General features: G+C 60.5%; 20 protein-coding genes. 3 read left to right on the top strand and 17 right to left on the bottom strand.

Annotation, left to right across the window (positions count from 1 at the left end):
- Window position 1 precedes the first annotated feature (1 nt).
- Both B9A19_RS19970 and rtcA read left to right on the top strand, forming a co-directional pair.
- Window positions 2-805: a nucleotidyltransferase domain-containing protein gene (locus tag B9A19_RS19970; RefSeq protein WP_084092924.1), complete on the top strand. Its 804-nt coding sequence runs from the start codon at window positions 2-4 to the stop codon at window positions 803-805.
- Window positions 806-851: 46 nt separating this feature from the next.
- A complete protein-coding gene (gene rtcA / locus B9A19_RS19965) occupies window positions 852-1,889 on the top strand; it encodes an RNA 3'-terminal phosphate cyclase (RefSeq protein ID WP_084092923.1) in 1,038 nt (345 codons plus the stop codon).
- A 14-nt stretch (window positions 1,890-1,903) separates the two neighbouring features.
- Here rtcA and B9A19_RS19960 read toward each other — a convergent pair whose 3' ends face one another.
- The 12 genes from B9A19_RS19960 to B9A19_RS19905 form a co-directional block, all read right to left on the bottom strand.
- Window positions 1,904-2,461 (bottom strand): hypothetical protein, encoded by a 558-nt coding sequence (locus B9A19_RS19960; RefSeq protein ID WP_084092922.1) that lies wholly within the window; start codon window positions 2,459-2,461, stop codon window positions 1,904-1,906.
- A gap of 13 nt (window positions 2,462-2,474) precedes the next feature.
- Window positions 2,475-3,026, bottom strand: coding sequence for an AAA family ATPase (locus B9A19_RS19955; RefSeq protein ID WP_084092921.1), 552 nt, complete (start codon window positions 3,024-3,026; stop codon window positions 2,475-2,477).
- 47 nt (window positions 3,027-3,073) lie between these two features.
- Window positions 3,074-3,688: a peptide chain release factor H gene (prfH, locus tag B9A19_RS19950; protein WP_084092920.1), complete on the bottom strand. Its 615-nt coding sequence runs from the start codon at window positions 3,686-3,688 to the stop codon at window positions 3,074-3,076.
- Window positions 3,685-4,830, bottom strand: a complete 1,146-nt coding sequence (locus tag B9A19_RS19945; RefSeq protein ID WP_084092919.1) for an RNA ligase RtcB family protein — start codon at window positions 4,828-4,830, stop codon at window positions 3,685-3,687. Before B9A19_RS19945 ends, prfH begins: the two co-directional genes overlap by 4 nt.
- An 849-nt stretch (window positions 4,831-5,679) precedes the next feature.
- Window positions 5,680-6,858, bottom strand: a complete 1,179-nt coding sequence (locus B9A19_RS19940; RefSeq protein ID WP_176217035.1) for a carbohydrate-binding protein — start codon at window positions 6,856-6,858, stop codon at window positions 5,680-5,682.
- A 153-nt stretch (window positions 6,859-7,011) separates the two neighbouring features.
- Window positions 7,012-7,503, bottom strand: a complete 492-nt coding sequence (locus tag B9A19_RS19935; protein WP_084092917.1) for a GNAT family N-acetyltransferase — start codon at window positions 7,501-7,503, stop codon at window positions 7,012-7,014.
- A gap of 4 nt (window positions 7,504-7,507) precedes the next feature.
- Window positions 7,508-7,801: a DUF6916 family protein gene (locus tag B9A19_RS19930; protein ID WP_084092916.1), complete on the bottom strand. Its 294-nt coding sequence runs from the start codon at window positions 7,799-7,801 to the stop codon at window positions 7,508-7,510.
- A 63-nt stretch (window positions 7,802-7,864) separates the two neighbouring features.
- A complete protein-coding gene (locus B9A19_RS19925; protein WP_084092915.1) occupies window positions 7,865-8,383 on the bottom strand; it encodes a phage tail protein in 519 nt (172 codons plus the stop codon).
- 17 nt (window positions 8,384-8,400) lie between these two features.
- The gene (locus B9A19_RS19920) at window positions 8,401-8,931 is read right to left on the bottom strand and encodes a phage tail protein (RefSeq protein ID WP_084092914.1); all 531 of its coding nucleotides are present in this window, start codon (window positions 8,929-8,931) and stop codon (window positions 8,401-8,403) included.
- A gap of 10 nt (window positions 8,932-8,941) precedes the next feature.
- The gene (locus B9A19_RS19915) at window positions 8,942-9,460 is read right to left on the bottom strand and encodes a phage tail protein (protein ID WP_084092913.1); all 519 of its coding nucleotides are present in this window, start codon (window positions 9,458-9,460) and stop codon (window positions 8,942-8,944) included.
- A gap of 443 nt (window positions 9,461-9,903) precedes the next feature.
- Window positions 9,904-11,193: an SUMF1/EgtB/PvdO family nonheme iron enzyme gene (locus tag B9A19_RS19910; RefSeq protein WP_084092912.1), complete on the bottom strand. Its 1,290-nt coding sequence runs from the start codon at window positions 11,191-11,193 to the stop codon at window positions 9,904-9,906.
- A 277-nt stretch (window positions 11,194-11,470) separates the two neighbouring features.
- Window positions 11,471-12,136 (bottom strand): O-methyltransferase, encoded by a 666-nt coding sequence (locus B9A19_RS19905; RefSeq protein ID WP_084092911.1) that lies wholly within the window; start codon window positions 12,134-12,136, stop codon window positions 11,471-11,473.
- Between the two features lie 94 nt (window positions 12,137-12,230).
- Between B9A19_RS19905 and B9A19_RS19900 the strand changes: the two genes are divergently transcribed.
- On the top strand, window positions 12,231-12,863 hold the full coding sequence (locus B9A19_RS19900; protein WP_084092910.1) for a TetR/AcrR family transcriptional regulator: 633 nt from the start codon (window positions 12,231-12,233) through the stop codon (window positions 12,861-12,863).
- Here the strand turns inward: B9A19_RS19900 and B9A19_RS19895 are convergent.
- From B9A19_RS19895 to B9A19_RS19880, 5 genes are all read right to left on the bottom strand, one after another.
- Entirely contained in the window at window positions 12,803-13,228 is a 426-nt protein-coding gene (locus B9A19_RS19895; protein ID WP_084092909.1) for a hypothetical protein, read from the bottom strand. The two genes, B9A19_RS19900 and B9A19_RS19895, sit on opposite strands and share 61 nt — an antisense overlap.
- 286 nt (window positions 13,229-13,514) lie before the next feature.
- On the bottom strand, window positions 13,515-13,835 hold the full coding sequence (locus B9A19_RS19890) for a hypothetical protein (RefSeq protein WP_084092908.1): 321 nt from the start codon (window positions 13,833-13,835) through the stop codon (window positions 13,515-13,517).
- 18 nt (window positions 13,836-13,853) lie between these two features.
- Window positions 13,854-14,024 (bottom strand): hypothetical protein, encoded by a 171-nt coding sequence (locus B9A19_RS22705; protein ID WP_176217034.1) that lies wholly within the window; start codon window positions 14,022-14,024, stop codon window positions 13,854-13,856.
- Window positions 14,025-14,185: 161 nt separating this feature from the next.
- Entirely contained in the window at window positions 14,186-14,677 is a 492-nt protein-coding gene (locus B9A19_RS19885; RefSeq protein WP_084092907.1) for a hypothetical protein, read from the bottom strand.
- Window positions 14,674-15,531 (bottom strand): RHS repeat domain-containing protein (locus tag B9A19_RS19880; RefSeq protein ID WP_139799017.1); only part of this gene is annotated, 858 nt, incomplete at its 5' end. The genes B9A19_RS19880 and B9A19_RS19885, both read right to left, overlap by 4 nt.

Below are 15,531 nucleotides of genomic sequence, written 5' to 3'. Positions count from 1 at the left end.
CATGACTGCAATCTTGAGTGCCCACCCGATAGACGATGCGGTGCGCAACCGCATCCAGACCGAGCTGGATGCCATCGAGGCCCGTCGCGACGTAAAGGTGCTGTTCGCCTGTGAATCAGGCAGTCGTGGCTGGGGCTTTGCCTCGCCCGACAGCGATTACGACGTGCGCTTCATCTACGTGCACAAGCTGGACTGGTATCTGCAGGTAGAGCCGCAGCGCGACGTGATCGAAATGCCGATCAGCGACGAGCTGGACATCAGCGGCTGGGAGCTGCGCAAGGCGCTGCAACTGCTGCGCGGCTCCAACCCCACCTTGTTCGAGTGGCTGGATTCGCCGGTGATCTACCGCGAAGACGCCACGCTGGCCAGCACGCTGCGCGCACTGGCGCCGGGGTTTTTCTCCAGCCGCAAGGGGCGCTGGCATTACCTGGCGATGGCGCACAAGAACTTCCGCGGCTATCTGCAGGGCGATACGGTTCGGCTGAAAAAGTATCTGTACGTGCTGCGGCCGCTGCTGGCCTCGCAATGGGTGGACGAAGGGCGCGGCATGCCGCCGATGCGCTTTGCCGAGCTGGCCGACGTGATGGTGCGTGACGTCGCTCTTCGCGATGAAATCAACCAGCTGCTGGCGGTAAAGATGAAGGCCGGCGAGGCCGAATACGGCGCGCGCTTCCCGCTGATCCACGCTTTCATCGAGCAACAGCTGGAGCGCGTGACTGAACTGCCCGATTACAAGCGGCCCGAGGGTGATGCCATTGCGCTGGATCGGCTGCTGTTTGAAACCGTACAGGCAACGTCGCACTGAATAAGGAATGCCACGCCGGGTGCGTGGCCGAAAAAAGACTGAGAACATGAAAGACTGGATAGAACTGGATGGCGCCACCGGTGAAGGTGGCGGCCAGATTTTGCGCAGCGCGCTCACCCTCGCCATGATTACCGGCACACCGTTCCGCATCGAGCGCATCCGCGCCGGGCGGCAAAAGCCGGGCCTGCTGCGCCAGCATCTGACTGCCGTGCAGGCTGCGGCGGCCATCTGTGGTGCCGAGGTGAGCGGGGCTGAGGCCGGCTCACAAACGCTGACCTTCCGCCCCGGTGCGATCCGTGGCGGCGATTACCATTTTGCCATCGGCACGGCTGGCTCATGCATGCTGGTGCTGCAAACCGTGCTGCCGGCACTGTGGTTTGCCGATGCGCCGAGCACGGTGCTGGTAAGCGGTGGCACGCACAACAAGGCCGCACCGCCGGCGGATTTCCTGATCCGCAGCTGGGCACCGCTGATGGCGCGTATGGGCGTGCAACAAACCATCGCGCTGGAGCGGCACGGCTTTTACCCGGCCGGCGGCGGTTCGGTGCGCGCCACCGTGCAGCCGGTTGCGGCCCTGCAGCCGCTGGTGCTGACCGAGCGCGGCGCGCTGCAAGCGCTGGACGCCACCGCCATCGTCGCCGACGTGAGCTACAGCGTGGCCAAGCGCGAGCTGGACCAACTGGCGCTGCGCCTTGATGACCCGGCCTGGCCGCTGCAAACGAAGGTGCAGGAACTGCCCGCCACCCACGGCCCGGGCAATGCACTGCTGGTCGAGCTGGTGCATGAGCACGTCACCGAAGTCTTCACCGGCTTTGGCGAGCGCGGCATCTCAGCCGAAAGCGTGGCCAATCGCACCGCTGACGAGCTGCGCCGCTACCTGAAAGGCAACGCCGCCGTCGGTGAACACCTGGCCGACCAGTTGTTGCTGCCGCTGGCGCTGGCGGGCGGCGGCGAATTCACCGCCACCGTGGCATCGTCGCACCTGCTGACCAATATCGGGGTGATTGAGAAGTTTTTGGCGGTGGAGGTGGCGCAGCTAGAGCAACAGACCGGCCAAGTACGAGTGGTGGTGAGGGCAGACTGATTGATCCGGCGCGGCTAATTCGCCGCGCAGGCCAACTTGCGTAAGCAGGCCTCGATAAAGGAGGAGAGTCCGGCGATCAGGCCGAGAAGTTCGTAAGGGTGATATTGAACTACTGCTTCTTTTGGCGGCGCTCCTATTTGAAGCCATAGCACCTCAAGCTCATGCTGCTCGTCTAGCGTGTAGTTCTCGTAAAGCTCATAGTGGTAACGGGCTTTTTCGAACACATATTGGTAGGTTTTGAGTAATTTGCCCAAGTCTGAGAAATCGGCGTAGCCAGCCATCTGCGTTGCTGCTGCGGCTTGGATATCTTTCCTGACTTTGCCGGGTAGCGTCTTCCAGATGCAGTCGTAATCGTGATTCTTCTTTGGCGTTTGCCCGCAAAGCAGCACCGCGCATTTGAGCAATATTTCAAAGCCCAAAATTCGTAGGATTGCAGCGGAATCTGAAGCCGTATTGGGGCTGCTCGCCAAAAGGCCTGCATCGTGGATGCGCGCTTTTGCTTCCTCGAACATGCGTTGCAGATGATCGAGAGACGGTTGCGTGGTGATGGGGGGTGACTTTAATTTCTTCATCAAGTCATCGTAGTCAACGTTCAGCGTTGCGTTGCTTCTGGCGCAACCAAGCCTGTGCTTGGCGGGGGTGTCGAAACTCCACCCATCGCAAATGTGGGTAGTCGCTACCCGCGCGCAACGCAGCCATCTGCCGCTGTCTGCGGTGATAGGTCGTGATCACCCATACCAGGATGGAATCACGTGACAGCGTGCGGCGTAGTGATTCGCGGTTGCCGTGCCAGAGTGTTTCCCGCTTCAGATAGCGCCGCAGCGTGCGTGTGAACGCGCGCCACAGCACGGTGTGCAGCGGATAATTGAGCCAGATGATGGTGGTAGCGCGCGGCCAGAGCTGGTCGCGCACCGCGCCATAGTTGCCGTCCACCACCCAGCCCGGTAGCGCGGCCGCGTCGTTCACCAGTCGCTCGAACTCCGCAGCCGGTTTGGGCTGCCAGCCGGGAGCCCAGTACAACTCGTCCAGTTCGATATAGGGCTGGCCCAGCCGGGCGGCGAGCTGGCGCGCAAACGTGGTCTTGCCGGCACCGCTGGTGCCGACGACCACGATGCGGCCAAGGTGATCTGTCTGCATGTGTCCTCCTTCGGCGGCCGGGCCGCCATCATCATTGCGCTGATCGCTCAGGCTGCTTCGAACTTCATGCCCTTGAACACCCGCGCCGGGTTGCCGCGTTCCACTTCAAAGTGCAGCTGGCGGCGCTCGGCGCGTTGGGCTGCGTGTTGCGCCTGCTGCACCTCGGCCAGCTTGTGCGCGATCAGCGCCACGGCCAGCCGTTTGTTGGCGTGCTGGCTGCGCTCGGTCTGTACGCGTACGCTGATGCCGCTGGCGACGTGTGTGGCGCGGATGGCCGATTCGGTCTTGTTCACGTGCTGGCCGCCCGGCCCGCCGGCCTTGCATGCCTCGAAGCGGATTTCGCTTTCCAGCGTCTGCGTCGGTGCGGCGCAGGCGGCCACGCCGATGAACCAGTTCTTGCGTGCATGGCGCGGGCGGTAGGGACTGGGGCAGCGCCATTGCACCGTGCCCAGCCAGCGCTGCGCCAGCGCGACCGCGCCCACGCCTTCCAGCCCGAGCAGCGCGGATTTCAGCGTGCCCGGCTCGTCGCCGGGCTCTTCTTCCAGCAGGGTGCTGGTCAGCCCGGCTTGCTCGGCCTCGCGCGCCAGCCGCGCCAGTGCCTTGACCACGGCGAGCTGGCACTCGGCCGGGCCGTGCGCGGCAGAGAGTTGCAACAGCATCATCGGCAGCACTCCCCGCTGGTCTTGTAGGTCAGCACCGGGGCCAGCCGCGCCAGCTTGCGCAGCAGGCCGGCTTGCTCCAGCGCATTCACCACGCTGGTGATGGGCTTGTAGGCTTCCGGCGCCTCCTCGTATAGCAGTTCGCGGTCTTCGCACACCACATGGCTGCCGAAACGGGTGCGGCCCAGCTGGGCTGCGGTATAGCGCCGTTCCAGCCGGCCCTTGCAGTCCTTGCGTGCCCACTTGCGGCCCGCACCGTGCGCCAGCGAATACAGCGCCGGCAGGCCGGCCTCCTGCACCGGTTGCACCAGATAGCTGTAATCGCCGCGCGAACCGGGGATGACCACCGGGCCGGCATCGCCCGGCGTGGCGCCCTTGCGGTGCAACCAGCCGTGTTCACCCTCGATGCAGGCAGGGCTGACCAGGTTGTGGTTTACATCCAGCATGCAGTGGCCGTCGGCCTTCCAGCGTGCCAGCATGCGTTGCGCGATCAAGGCGCGGTTGGCCTCGGCAAAGCGCAACGCGTGGTCGTGCCGGTGCAGATAGGCCGCGCAGGCAGCGCTGTCTGCCGCCAGCGGGTTATAGCCGTGCGCGATCATGTGCAGTTCCAGAATGGCCTGCCCCAGCCCGCGCGAGCCGCTGTGCACCAAGAGTTGCAGGCGGTTTTCGTCCAGCCCCAGTGCGGTGACTGCGCTGGCGTCGTAGACCTCGTCCAGCCTTTGTACCTCGGCAAAGTGGTTGCCGCTGCCTATGGTGCCCAGCGCGGCGGTGTAATCGGCATCGGCAAGCTGAAAGCTGGCGATCTGTGCCTGCCAGCTGTCATCCAGCGGGCAATCGATGCTGCCTAGTTGCTTCACCAGTTTGGTGGCGCTGTCGCGGCGCGGGTCCAGGCTGGTTTGCCACAGCGCCATGCCGCAGCCGATGTCGCCACCGATCAGTGCCGGGTAAATGTGGCCGACGCTGAAAAAAGCAGCGCCCACCGGATAGCCACGGCCGGGGTGCAGGTCCGGCATGCCAGCCACACGGCGCATGCCGGGCAGGGTGGCGGTTTGTTTGAGTTGGCGAAGGGCTTCCCCTTCGATCCAGGTATCGGCCAAGGCGCACAACGTGATGCCCTCGGCCAGCGTTTGCATGGCAGTGCCCATGTAATCATCCGTTCAAAGATAAAAAGAAATGCAGAACGGCAGGCCGTGGCCCGGGGCGATGGCGGATGAAACTTGCAGATGGCGGCTGACGCTAACGCGCGATGGTGCGTTATTGGCCTGCAATGCGGTGCAGCTGGCGTTGCTTGGCAACGGCCGGCGTGCAGCAGGCGGAAAGTGTCAGCGGCTTAGCAGGAAGAGTCGACGCGATCGAACCCGAGCCACAGCCCACGGCGGGAGGCAGATGTGCGTTGTTTCATGATGTTGTCCTCCAAGGGTGCAGGGGTTGATCGGAAAGGTGGCGCAAGGTAGCACGCAGTTTTGCTGCGCTGCAACGCGTGCAGGCCGGGGTGTTGGTTTTTGCCGACAGCCGGAATGATTGGCCCGCCAGGGTGAGGCCGCATTTGCCATGCGGGCCCAAGTCATTGATCTGGCGGGGCTATTGGGTAATGGCCCTGCCGGAACCCGGCCAGGCCGGGTTCCTGATGCTGCGGATGACGACCGCAAGCCCGGGCAGTTTCTCAGCGCCTGTGATGTACCTAAATGGTTGATTTTCAAAGGCCCGATTCGTGTCACTGACAAGCGAAGCGAGGCCCCCTCGCGGTGGCGAGGGGGGAGTGGAATCAATCTGGGAGAACCGCTGCTTCACCCTCAAAAGCGGGTAAGCACCCGGCTGTGCCGGGTGCTTGATGCCGGCTTGTCCACAGATGACGACCGAGGATAAGAGCCGCTAGCAAAACCCAGTGTAGCGGTGCTGGCAAGGCACGCGAAACGCAGACAGAACCTGGCCGTACGGCCAGTGAGCGTAACGCCGCCAGCAGGGTTTTGTTAGCTGCTCTAAATAACAGGTGCTCAGCGCGGGTAGGCACTCAGCAAACCCGCGGTTGTCGCATCCAGCCCGGCGGTTTCATGATCGCGCCCGGCAAACACTGCGTTTTGCACCGGCACTTGCCTGGCCGAAATCACGCTGGCCAGGGTGGCGGTATCCTGCAGATAAGGCTGGCCTTCCAGCTCACCCATGCTGAAGAACGCGTGCTGCACCGTGGCAAACTGGCTGGCTGGCGCGGCCTGTGCCTGGCTGATGAGCAGGCCATCCTGGTACCACAATGATGGGCTGTTGATCAGGTAGCGGCCAAAGCTGCCGGGCTGGCGCACCAGTACATCGGCGGCAAACAGGCCGCTAAGCGAGGTGCCGTGCAAGCCGCGCGCCGCCGTGTTGGCCAGATAGCGCGTTTCGATGCGCGGGATCACCTGATCGCGCAGCAGCGCCAGCAGCCGGGGGCCGCCGCCGGTGATTTGCAAGTTGGGGTCGGTATTGCCCAGATAATCTTCCTCGGCCTGCCACCAGGCGGGCGTGTAGTCGCGCTCGCGGCGCAGCCAGCAGGCATCGATGCTGTCCGGGCAGTCCACGCCCACCAGGATCAGTGGCTGGATTTTTCCGCTGGCTTCCAGCGCCTGATATTGCACGGTGACGCCTGCGCCGAGCACGAACCAATCCAGCACATACAGCACTGGATAGGCCCGATCCGGGTTGAACTGCGCAGGCAGCCGCACCTGGATGCGGTAATTGGCGCTGAGCGTTTGGCCGGCAAAGGCCAGTGGCTGTACCTGTTGTGCGGTCACGTCATAGCTGTAGCTGGCGAGGTAGTTGCAGCTACCCAGATCTCGCCACGGTGATGATGCGTTGATGGCGGGGTCGCTGCCGCTGCTCCACCAACTGGCGAGGTAATTGCGGCCCTGCCGGCTGACCACGCTATTGCCGTTGTAGGCCGTGCCCGGGCGCCATGCATCGCCGCATGCCAGTGGGGGTTCTGCGGGATTCAGCACCAGCCAGGGCTGGCCGCTGCCCGGCGGGCCGCTGTGCTGCTGCGGCGTTTGACCTTGCGTCCACCATTGGGCGCGGTAATCGATGCCTGCTTCCGTGATGGTATCGCCGGCCTGGTAGACCTGCATGTTTTGCCACGCGGGGGCGGCATGGGTGATGGCTGCTGCCAGCAACAGGGCTGGCAGGGTGAAGCATTTTGCTTGCATGGTTTGGTCTCCTTCCGTTTCTGGATGCGCGCAATGCGCGCAAGCCATCATGCCGAGGCGACCTTTTTGTATCCAGTTTATTGCAAACAACTGTGCATGAATGAAAGTATTTAATCATGCGCCCATATGTGGGCGTGAGCACAGCGCCACCGGCTATGCTTGTGCGGTGGCGGTTTCGCGCTCCAGCGACAGATAGATGCCCTTGTCCTCGCAAATCTGGAAGCCCAGCCGCAGATAGAGCTGTAATGCCGGGTTGAATTTTTCCACATGGATATGCACGGCTTTGCCAGATGAGGCGCCGCTGGCAAAGCAGGCCTGCAGCAACGCCGTGCCCATGCCCAAGTTGCGTGCGGCCGGCAACAACGAGAGGTCAATGATGTGCAACACGGTCTGCTTGTGCTGCAGATAGATGCGGCCAACCGGTGTGCCATCGTGTTCGACGATCAGAAATTCGGCATTCGCGTAGGCGCTGTAGGCCTGATGCTGCGCCTGGAACTGCATGGCGATAAATTGCGTTTTCTGCTCGTCGCTCCAGCCGGTGGGGCGAAGCTCTTCCTCGCGCGTGGAGCGGTAAATCCGTATCAGTAGTTCGCGGTCATTGTCGGTCACGGGGCGCAGTGCGAGGCCGGGGTAATCGATGTGCATGGGGTCAGATCACGATGTTGAAGCAGGCCTGGTATTCGAAACCGTGGTCACGCTTGCCGACCGGCACCAGAAAGATGGCTTGTTCGGCCAGTTCGGCATGCTGCAGCGCATAGGTGCCTTGCGGCAACGGTTGGGCCGAAACCCCGTGGAATATCAGCGAAAATACCTCGTAACCGGGCGGCATGGTATTGGGCTGCCTGACTTCTTGCAGCTGCAGTGATAGTGCATGCTCGCTGGACAGATGTACATTGAAGGTGGTGCCCACATGCGGGCTGAACAGGGCGCGAGAGAACGTCATCGGTAGCTCGTGAAGGGTTAAATCCGGCAGGAGCGTCCCCCTGCCGGAACTGCATGCTGTGGATTACGAGCGTGCCGGGAAAATACCTTGCAGCGCGATGCAGTAGTTCAGTACCTGATACGGCTGGCGGTTTTCGTGCGCGCCGTTGCCGCCTATGAGAGAGACGGTTTGCGGGGCGAGCGATACCAGTGGCGGTGCCGGTGTATCGATCAGATAGGTATAGACGTCCTTTGTCGCAAAACGGCTGGGGATCTGGGCGCTGGCGGCTTCTGACTGCGGGCGGCCATTGTCAACATAGGCATTGTGGGTGTGTTGTGGGATCTCGCTGACTTGCAGGGTGATCGAGGGCGCGCCTGATTGCTCACCAACCAGTGTGGGCACGCTGGCGTCCAGCCCGGCACGGCCTTGCAGATCGGGCAATCCAAAATTGGTGGTGCCGTTGCCGCCATAGTTCACGCCCAGAATGGCGAACAGCGGGGCGTTTTGCTGAATCGGCAGAATCTGGCCGTCGCAGGAGGCCCATTGATTCGGCGCAAAGTTGAAACCGAAAACGCGGATTTCGCCTACGTATTGATCTGACATTTTGTTTGCTCCGAGTCTTAGCTTTGCGACGGGTAGATGCCTGCGGTCGCGATGATGTAGTTGAGCGACAGCGTTGGCATCATGTTCGAGTGGGGCAGCGTATTGCCGGTCGTGGACAAGGTGCCGGGGCTGAGCTTGACCGCAGTGGGCGAGGGGGGGGTACCCGCGTGATAGAAATTGGAACCGGTGGTCGCCAGCATGCCGGTATTGCCCGGTGTTGCGGTTGTAGCCGCATCTTTGCTGGCTTGTACCGTGTGGGTGTGGGTGGGCAGGTTGCTGGTCGTGAGCGTGACGTTTTCACTGCCGAATGATTGACCGACCACGCGTTGGCTCAGCCCCAAGCCTTGGCCCTGACCGATAGGCAGGCGGCCGTTCAGGTTGGGCGCAAGGAAATAGATTTGCCCGTCGCCACCATAAGTGGTGCCAATCAGGGAGTACAGCACCTCGTTTTCCGAAATACTCAGCTGTTGCCCGTTGCAAAGCGCCCAACCGACGGGGGCGAACGTACCCGCAAAAATGCGGATTTCACCAACAAATGGAGTTGCCATGATGTGATCCTTAGTTGCGGGACGGGAAAATGCCGGTCAGCGCGATGATGTAGTTCATCACCAGCGACGGCTGCATGTTGTCATGCGGCGTGCTGCCGCCTGTTGCGTCGCTGGCTGCCGCATCCATGGGAACGATGCTGCTTGCATTTACCGGAGCAAAGAGGCTGGCGCCAGGCTGCGCGAGATAGCTGTTGCTCGCGGTACCGGGGATGGCCAGGGTGGCAGCAGTTGTGGTCGCCTTGAACAAGTGGTTGTGCGCTGGGATGGTTGCTGTGGTCAGCGTCACTGTTTCCACGCCACCGGGCTGGCCCTGTACATATTGGCCATCCAGCGAGCGATGCACCGGCGTGCGGCCGCGCAGATCGGGAAGCTGGAAGACGGTAGTGCCATTGCCGCCGTACTGGATGCCCAGCAACGCGAACAAGGCCTGGTTTTGCTGGATCGAAAGCAGTGCGCCGTTGCACAGCGCCCAGCCCTTGGGCGCGTAAGGGAACGCGCACAGCCGGATTTCACCTAGATACTGATCCACGATGTAACCTCCTGTTGGTTGGCATGATTTTGACGTGGTGTTCTGTATTGCCTTGCGACTATAAACGAAAATACTTACGGAATATCCGTATTTACATGTGATCAAGAGTGCTGTGGCAAAAATGCTGATGTCGGCAAACTTGCAGCCTGATCAGGAAGGTCGCTGGTGTGGCATGCGCGGCCGCGTGGTTTGAAGGGAATTGGTGTTTTGCCTGCGCTTACCGCCTTGCTGCCAGACGGACAGGGGGTGCTTTGCAACCGTATCACGCAGGGTCTCGGGCCCAGCGAAGACGGTTGGAGTCATGGTGGGCACCGCAATGCGGCTTGACCCGGATGGCCTGCCGCCAGGAGATGGTCCCCAGCCGCATGATTGGGCGGAACCCGGCAGCGCCGGGTTCCGGGTGACACGGGTTCACCGCTGGTGTCGAGGTTCAAACCGCTTCTTCAGCGGCTTGGCCAGTTGGCCTCGGCATTGCCCGAGCGCGCCAGGCGCAAGCCGGTGGCGGCGGTCGAGGTGGCCGGGTCATCCGCATAGCGGTCGGTGATATGCATGTCCTGACCGTTATCCCAGCTGGCTCCGCGCATGATGCGTCCCGGTGAGGTACTTACCCCCACCGGGTTGACCTGCGCCTGCGTGGTGTAAACACGCTCCTGATCGGTGGTCCATTCCCATGCATTGCCCGACATGTCGTACAGCCCCAGTGCATTGGGGATGAAGCTGCCCACCGGCGCCAGCCGCGCATAGCCGTCATCGGCTTGCCATGGCACCAACCACCAAGGCAGTGGTGCGATCGGCTCGAAAAAGGCCTTGAGGCTGGCATCGGCCACATTGGCGGCGGGTTTGCCATTGATCACCGGCTCGCCATTGCCCCAGGCATTGATGATGTCGCGGCCGCGCTCACGCGCTGCATATTCCCACTCTGCCTCGGTTGGCAGGCGGTAGCCGATGACCTTGGCTACATCGGTGGTGGGCAGGCCGGCGGCATCCAGCAGATTGCCGCTGTTTTCGTCATACGAGCGCGGCCAGCCGTGCTGTTGATTCAGCCAGTTGATATAGCGTACGGCGGCCCACCACGACACATTCACCGCCGGGCGCTCGCCACAGCCAAAGGCCAGACCGCCGGCATCCAGATTGCTCAGCAGCGGCTGGCTGGTGGCGCGGGTGTAGCGGTCGAACTGGCGGTAGGTCACCTCGGTGCTGCTCAGCCAGAACGACGACAAGGTGACCGGGTGCACCGGTTCTTCGTTGTCGTAATTGGCCTTGCCCTTGATGGTGGCGCCCATGATGAAGCGGCCGCCCGGCACGCGTACGAACTGCGCCGCTTTCACCCCGGAACCCAGCGCCCGCCAGGCGCTGCCTGCCGTGCCCGGTGTTTCGCCCCGGCTCCACCATTGCGCCTGGTAGAGCAGGCCGGCATGCAGCACCAGCTCGCCGCCTTGGTAAACCGTTGCTGCCTGCCAGGCCGGCGCATCCTCTGACGGTGCGACCTGCCACGCCGTGGCCTGCGTGCCGGGCACATCGCCCCGCGTCCACCAGCGGGCCTGCCATTCTTGGCCCTGATGGGTAACGATATCGCCCTGCTCATAAGTGCTGCCCGCCAGCCATGCGGCAGCGCTGGTGGCTTGGCTGGCGCCCAGCAGCAGCGCGGCGATGGTTGTCCATGCCGCACGCTGCCAGCCGCGTGGTGCCTGCTTGTCCTTGCTGCTGGCCTTGTGTGTTGCAAACTGCTTCATGTATCCGTCTCCTTATTCTTTGGTGCCTTTTTCTTTCCATGATTGACATGGTCTATGTCAGGCAACGACAAAGTGCAGGGAATGCGGGGCGGACTCAAGCAGACGGTGGTGTATGAATGTAAAAATTGTTTAAAAACAACAGCTTCATTGTTATTTGCTGATTTGTTGATGAAGCCAGACGGCGGTTTTCTGGTTGTGTGCAACGCGGATGATGTGCCATGTGCTCATGCGCAAGCAGGGGGCGACCCAAGCCGGGCTGCTTTGGTGCCAGACAGAATCAACCCAGCCGCAACGATACCTCCACATCATCACCAAACGGCGTGGACAGGTAGCCGCTGCCGGGGGCGCGCACATGTGCCAGATAGGCCGGGCTGTCGCCGGCGTTATCAGCCACCACCAGCGCGCCCGGGCGCAGGTGTGGTTCCAGCATGGCCAGGATGTCCGGATAGAGCGCCTTGGCGCCGTCCAGCAACAGCAGGTCTATGTGCTCAGGCAGCGTACCGGCCAGCGTGTGCAGCGCATCGCCCTCGCGGATCTCGACTAGATCGGCAACGCCGGCATTAACCATGTGTTGCCGCGCACGCGCTACCTTGGCGGGCTCGAACTCGCTGCCGATCAACCGCCCGCCGCCGTTGTCGCGTAGCGCGGCAGCCAGATGCAGGGTAGAGATGCCGAACGAGGTACCAAATTCGATGATGTAGCGGGCATTGCTGCTGCGCGCCAGCATGTAGAGCAGGGTGCCGGTCGCGCGGGACACCGGCAGCGGCATGTCTTTCAGCCGGCCATACAGCTCGCGGTAGCCGGTTTTGCTTTGCATCAGCTGCGCCAGCGCCTGTTCGGGCAGATCGGCAACGGCTTGCTGAATCAGCGGTGCCGAGGCATCGGCCTCGTCGAACAAACGATCCAGCAAGGGGGCAAGCGGGGCGGTGGTGAGGGTATTCATGGGTCTACTCCGGCAGGTATTTGAGTGTGTGTCGCTACCGGACTAGAATATGACGAATTAATCGCGTTTCACTATTCGCATTGCCAGGCCCGACATGAGCGAACGCCGCAGCCCCCGTATTTCCTCGCGCAAGCAACCGCAGCAGGCCCGTTCTGCCGAGCTGGTGGCCGCCATACTCACCGCAGCTGTTCAGGTTCTGGCCAAGGAAGGCGCGCCGCGTTTCACCACCGCGCGGGTGGCCGAGCGTGCCGGGGTGAGCATCGGCTCGGTGTACCAGTACTTTCCCAACAAGGCCGCCATTTTGTTCCGCTTGCAGAGCGATGAATGGCAGCAAACCAATGCCATGCTGCAAACCATACTGGAAGACGCCAGCCAGCCACCGCTGGCGCGCTTGCGCACGCTGGTGCACGCCTTTATCCAGTCCGAATGTGACGAAGCCGAAGTACGCGGCGCACTGAACGATGCCGCACCGCTTTATCGCGACGCGCCAGAGGCGCAAACCGCCCGTGCCACCGGCCAACAAACCCTGCAGCGCTTCATGCTGGCGGCGTTGCCCGATGCATCCGACGCCACGCGCGCGCTGGCCGGCGCGCTGATCACCGACACCCTCAGCGCCGTAGGCAAACAATACTCGGAAACCCCGCGCACCCCGGCCGAGATCGCCGCCTATGCCGATGCGATGGCGGATATGTTTGGGGGGTACCTTGTTGGACTAGGGGCCATCTGAGCCATACCGTCGACCTTGCACACCGGGGTGCGCGGCAGGCGGATGGTGCCGCTGGTGGTGGCTTGCAGCAGCGGCACGAAGCTGCCCGGTTCGAATACGTAGTGGGTGGTGCGCTGGCTGTTGGATTCCCAGGCCAGCGTGTCGCCGTCCCAGCCGTACAGGGTGATGCCGAGGTTCTTTTCCTTGCTGATGCGCGCTTGTTCTTGCTCGGCCCATTGCAGGTTGGCGTTGAACGGGCGGATGGCGCTGCTTTGTTTGTAGAGGCGTCGCCCGAGTGGGTCGTAGGCAAACTGGGTGAGGACTTGATCACTGCGAACGCTGGTCAAGCGGTTGTAGTGGTCCCATTCGTAGCCAGAGCCACTCACAAAACCCTGCTGGCGGCGTTACGCTCACTGGCCGTACGGTTTGTACTGTCTGCGTTTCGCGAGCCTTGCCAGCACCGCTACGCTGGGTTTTGTGAGCAGCTCCACGTGCCTTGGCCATTGCTGATGCGGGTGCTGAGGTTGCCACGGCTGTTGTAGTCGTAGTGCACGCCGGCGTAGTCGCGCAGCAGGTTGTCGAGCAGTTTGCTGCCGCCGGCATGCCCTTGGTGAATTGGCCGATTTCATCTCTTTTCCGGGGGCGCTAGCTAGCAGCAGGTTTTTAGAAAAATCAATGCCAACGCGCTGTTGAAAATTCAGAAAAATGTTTTTCCAGCTCCATTGGAGTGAGTACACCCTCGTCAATTAACCGTTTTGAAAATTCTTCAACAAGCTCTATATCTTCTTGGCAGCCAACATTCTCCGACAAAAGAGATAGCAATTTCTCCTTGGCTTCAAAGCTCCCAGAAATGTGTGCCTCCCTAATGAGGGAGAATATGCATTCTTTTATTCTTGCATTTTCCGCGCTATCCTCAGCCTCAGAGAGGTCGGACTCATAATACTTCTCCAATTCGATAATAATTTTATACAATTCACTATCAAAATTTTTCATTTCGCCACGGAGTAGGAATCAGCCGGCAATCCATCGGCAATCAATATTTCTTGATATTTTGTAGCCCATTTCTTGGCTTTTCCAGACACGACGTCGGCGGGTGCTGAGGTTGCCGCGGCTGTCGTAGTCGTAGCGCACGCCGGCGTAGTCGCGCAGCAGGTTGCCGAGCAGTTTGCTGCCGCCAGTCATGCGGCGCTTTTGTGGAGATAGGCGTATTAAATTGCTAGCAATTTTGGATATACAAAAAATACTCCCGCTCAAACCCCTCGAATTGGTTGTGCGTATGCTTTTCTCCAATTTTGACCGAGCTGATAGGAGTCCATTAATTTTACACAGCACGGAATCCTATTTCAGCCTTGGCTTGAGTAGCGAAAGTGCTGCATTGCCGGGTGTCTCTCACAAAATTCTCTGAACTTTTTACAAAGTCCCTTATCTAGTTTATAGGTGGTTGAAAAAATAACTTCGAAATAATTAAGAGGAGCGACTTCCCTTTCATTATTCCTGTACTCTTCGTCATACAGGCTTGAGACGATCACTCTGAAAAGTTTTTTTTCATTTCCTTCCCGATGGTCAACCTCATTCCATGCATTGATTCTGAAATCAGAAAATTCCTTCTTGGAAATTTTATGCTCCAAATAAAGTTTTAGTGCATTGGAAAATAAAGCCGCGCACTCTCGAGCATTCTCATGAATTTTCAATTCATCAAGCGTTTTTTTAGCTAAAAGCTCATTCTCGAAAAAATCATGTACGATCCAGGAAGAATTGTTGTACGAGTAGCTAGCTTCTTCTACGTCGTAGTTTTCTTCAAGAATTTTTCTTTCTGAAATATCTTCTCTATTCATGATTTGCAATGTCCATCAGCAATCCCAAGTTGGCCATATACATGCCCGCAGCTAGGGCATGCTGGATGAGGTTTTCCTTTTTTGTCATTGCGGAACGCACGCCCCTCGGCACCTGCTGTATATTTCTTCAAATCTTCTATATTCTTTGCGCACACTAAGTTACCGAGAGTGCTCAGGCCTTCAGCCTCGGCGCAATCCCCATGGTAGTCCTTACGAATTTCCTTGGGTACGTTGTCATATGCTTTTTGCACTGCTTCATTTGTGATCCCAGTCCCCCCTTCTGCGGTACTGAGGCCGCTCACTGAACCGCCAGGAATATTGGGCCCCGATATAGTGGCATTCATGCCTGTCAACCCCAACGGATCAACCCACTGCACCGCATTCGGCGCGTACTGGTAGATATTCAACCCACCCGCCAGCCCGATCGGATCCTTGCTCACAAACCGCCCGATCACCGGATCATAGTACCGATGCCGGTTGTAGTGCAGCCCCGTCTCGTGGTCGTAGTACTGACCCTGGAAACGGAACGGGTTGTGGATGCCGGCCTTCTTCGCCGCATCGCTGATCACTTCCTTGGCTTCACCCCAGGCTTTATAGCTGGCCTGCCAGGCGAGATTGCCGTGCTGGTCGCTCAGCTCTTGCGGCGTGCCAAGGTGGTCGCAGTGGTAGTAGTGCAGTTGTTCAAACGCTTTCGCTTCCGGCGGGTCTTGCCATAGCGGGTCTTGATCGCGGTCGTAGTCGCCTTCCCATACCGGGGTACGCGGCAGGCGGATGGTGCCGCTGGTGGTGGCTTGCAGCAGCGGCACGAAGCTGCCCGGTTCGAATACGTAGTGGGTGGTGCGCTGGCTGTTGGA

Origin of the sequence: Andreprevotia lacus DSM 23236, assembly GCF_900176275.1 — a bacterium.
Taxonomy (GTDB): domain Bacteria; phylum Pseudomonadota; class Gammaproteobacteria; order Burkholderiales; family Chitinibacteraceae; genus Andreprevotia; species Andreprevotia lacus.
This window is presented reverse-complemented; position numbering and strand designations above follow the sequence as displayed.

Excerpts from the sequence above, each read along its gene's own strand:
- B9A19_RS19970 (WP_084092924.1), top strand. The coding sequence starts at position 2 with ATGACTGCAATCTTGAGTGCCCACCCGATAGACGATGCGGTGCGCAAC.
- rtcA (WP_084092923.1), top strand. The coding sequence starts at position 852 with ATGAAAGACTGGATAGAACTGGATGGCGCCACCGGTGAAGGTGGCGGC.
- B9A19_RS19960 (WP_084092922.1), bottom strand. The coding sequence starts at position 2,461 with ATGAAGAAATTAAAGTCACCCCCCATCACCACGCAACCGTCTCTCGAT.
- B9A19_RS19955 (WP_084092921.1), bottom strand. The coding sequence starts at position 3,026 with ATGCAGACAGATCACCTTGGCCGCATCGTGGTCGTCGGCACCAGCGGT.
- prfH (WP_084092920.1), bottom strand. The coding sequence starts at position 3,688 with ATGATGCTGTTGCAACTCTCTGCCGCGCACGGCCCGGCCGAGTGCCAG.
- B9A19_RS19945 (WP_084092919.1), bottom strand. The coding sequence starts at position 4,830 with ATGGGCACTGCCATGCAAACGCTGGCCGAGGGCATCACGTTGTGCGCC.
- B9A19_RS19940 (WP_176217035.1), bottom strand. The coding sequence starts at position 6,858 with ATGCAAGCAAAATGCTTCACCCTGCCAGCCCTGTTGCTGGCAGCAGCC.
- B9A19_RS19935 (WP_084092917.1), bottom strand. The coding sequence starts at position 7,503 with ATGCACATCGATTACCCCGGCCTCGCACTGCGCCCCGTGACCGACAAT.
- B9A19_RS19930 (WP_084092916.1), bottom strand. The coding sequence starts at position 7,801 with ATGACGTTCTCTCGCGCCCTGTTCAGCCCGCATGTGGGCACCACCTTC.
- B9A19_RS19925 (WP_084092915.1), bottom strand. The coding sequence starts at position 8,383 with ATGTCAGATCAATACGTAGGCGAAATCCGCGTTTTCGGTTTCAACTTT.
- B9A19_RS19920 (WP_084092914.1), bottom strand. The coding sequence starts at position 8,931 with ATGGCAACTCCATTTGTTGGTGAAATCCGCATTTTTGCGGGTACGTTC.
- B9A19_RS19910 (WP_084092912.1), bottom strand. The coding sequence starts at position 11,193 with ATGAAGCAGTTTGCAACACACAAGGCCAGCAGCAAGGACAAGCAGGCA.
- B9A19_RS19905 (WP_084092911.1), bottom strand. The coding sequence starts at position 12,136 with ATGAATACCCTCACCACCGCCCCGCTTGCCCCCTTGCTGGATCGTTTG.
- B9A19_RS19900 (WP_084092910.1), top strand. The coding sequence starts at position 12,231 with ATGAGCGAACGCCGCAGCCCCCGTATTTCCTCGCGCAAGCAACCGCAG.
- B9A19_RS19890 (WP_084092908.1), bottom strand. The coding sequence starts at position 13,835 with ATGAAAAATTTTGATAGTGAATTGTATAAAATTATTATCGAATTGGAG.
- B9A19_RS22705 (WP_176217034.1), bottom strand. The coding sequence starts at position 14,024 with ATGACTGGCGGCAGCAAACTGCTCGGCAACCTGCTGCGCGACTACGCC.
- B9A19_RS19885 (WP_084092907.1), bottom strand. The coding sequence starts at position 14,677 with ATGAATAGAGAAGATATTTCAGAAAGAAAAATTCTTGAAGAAAACTAC.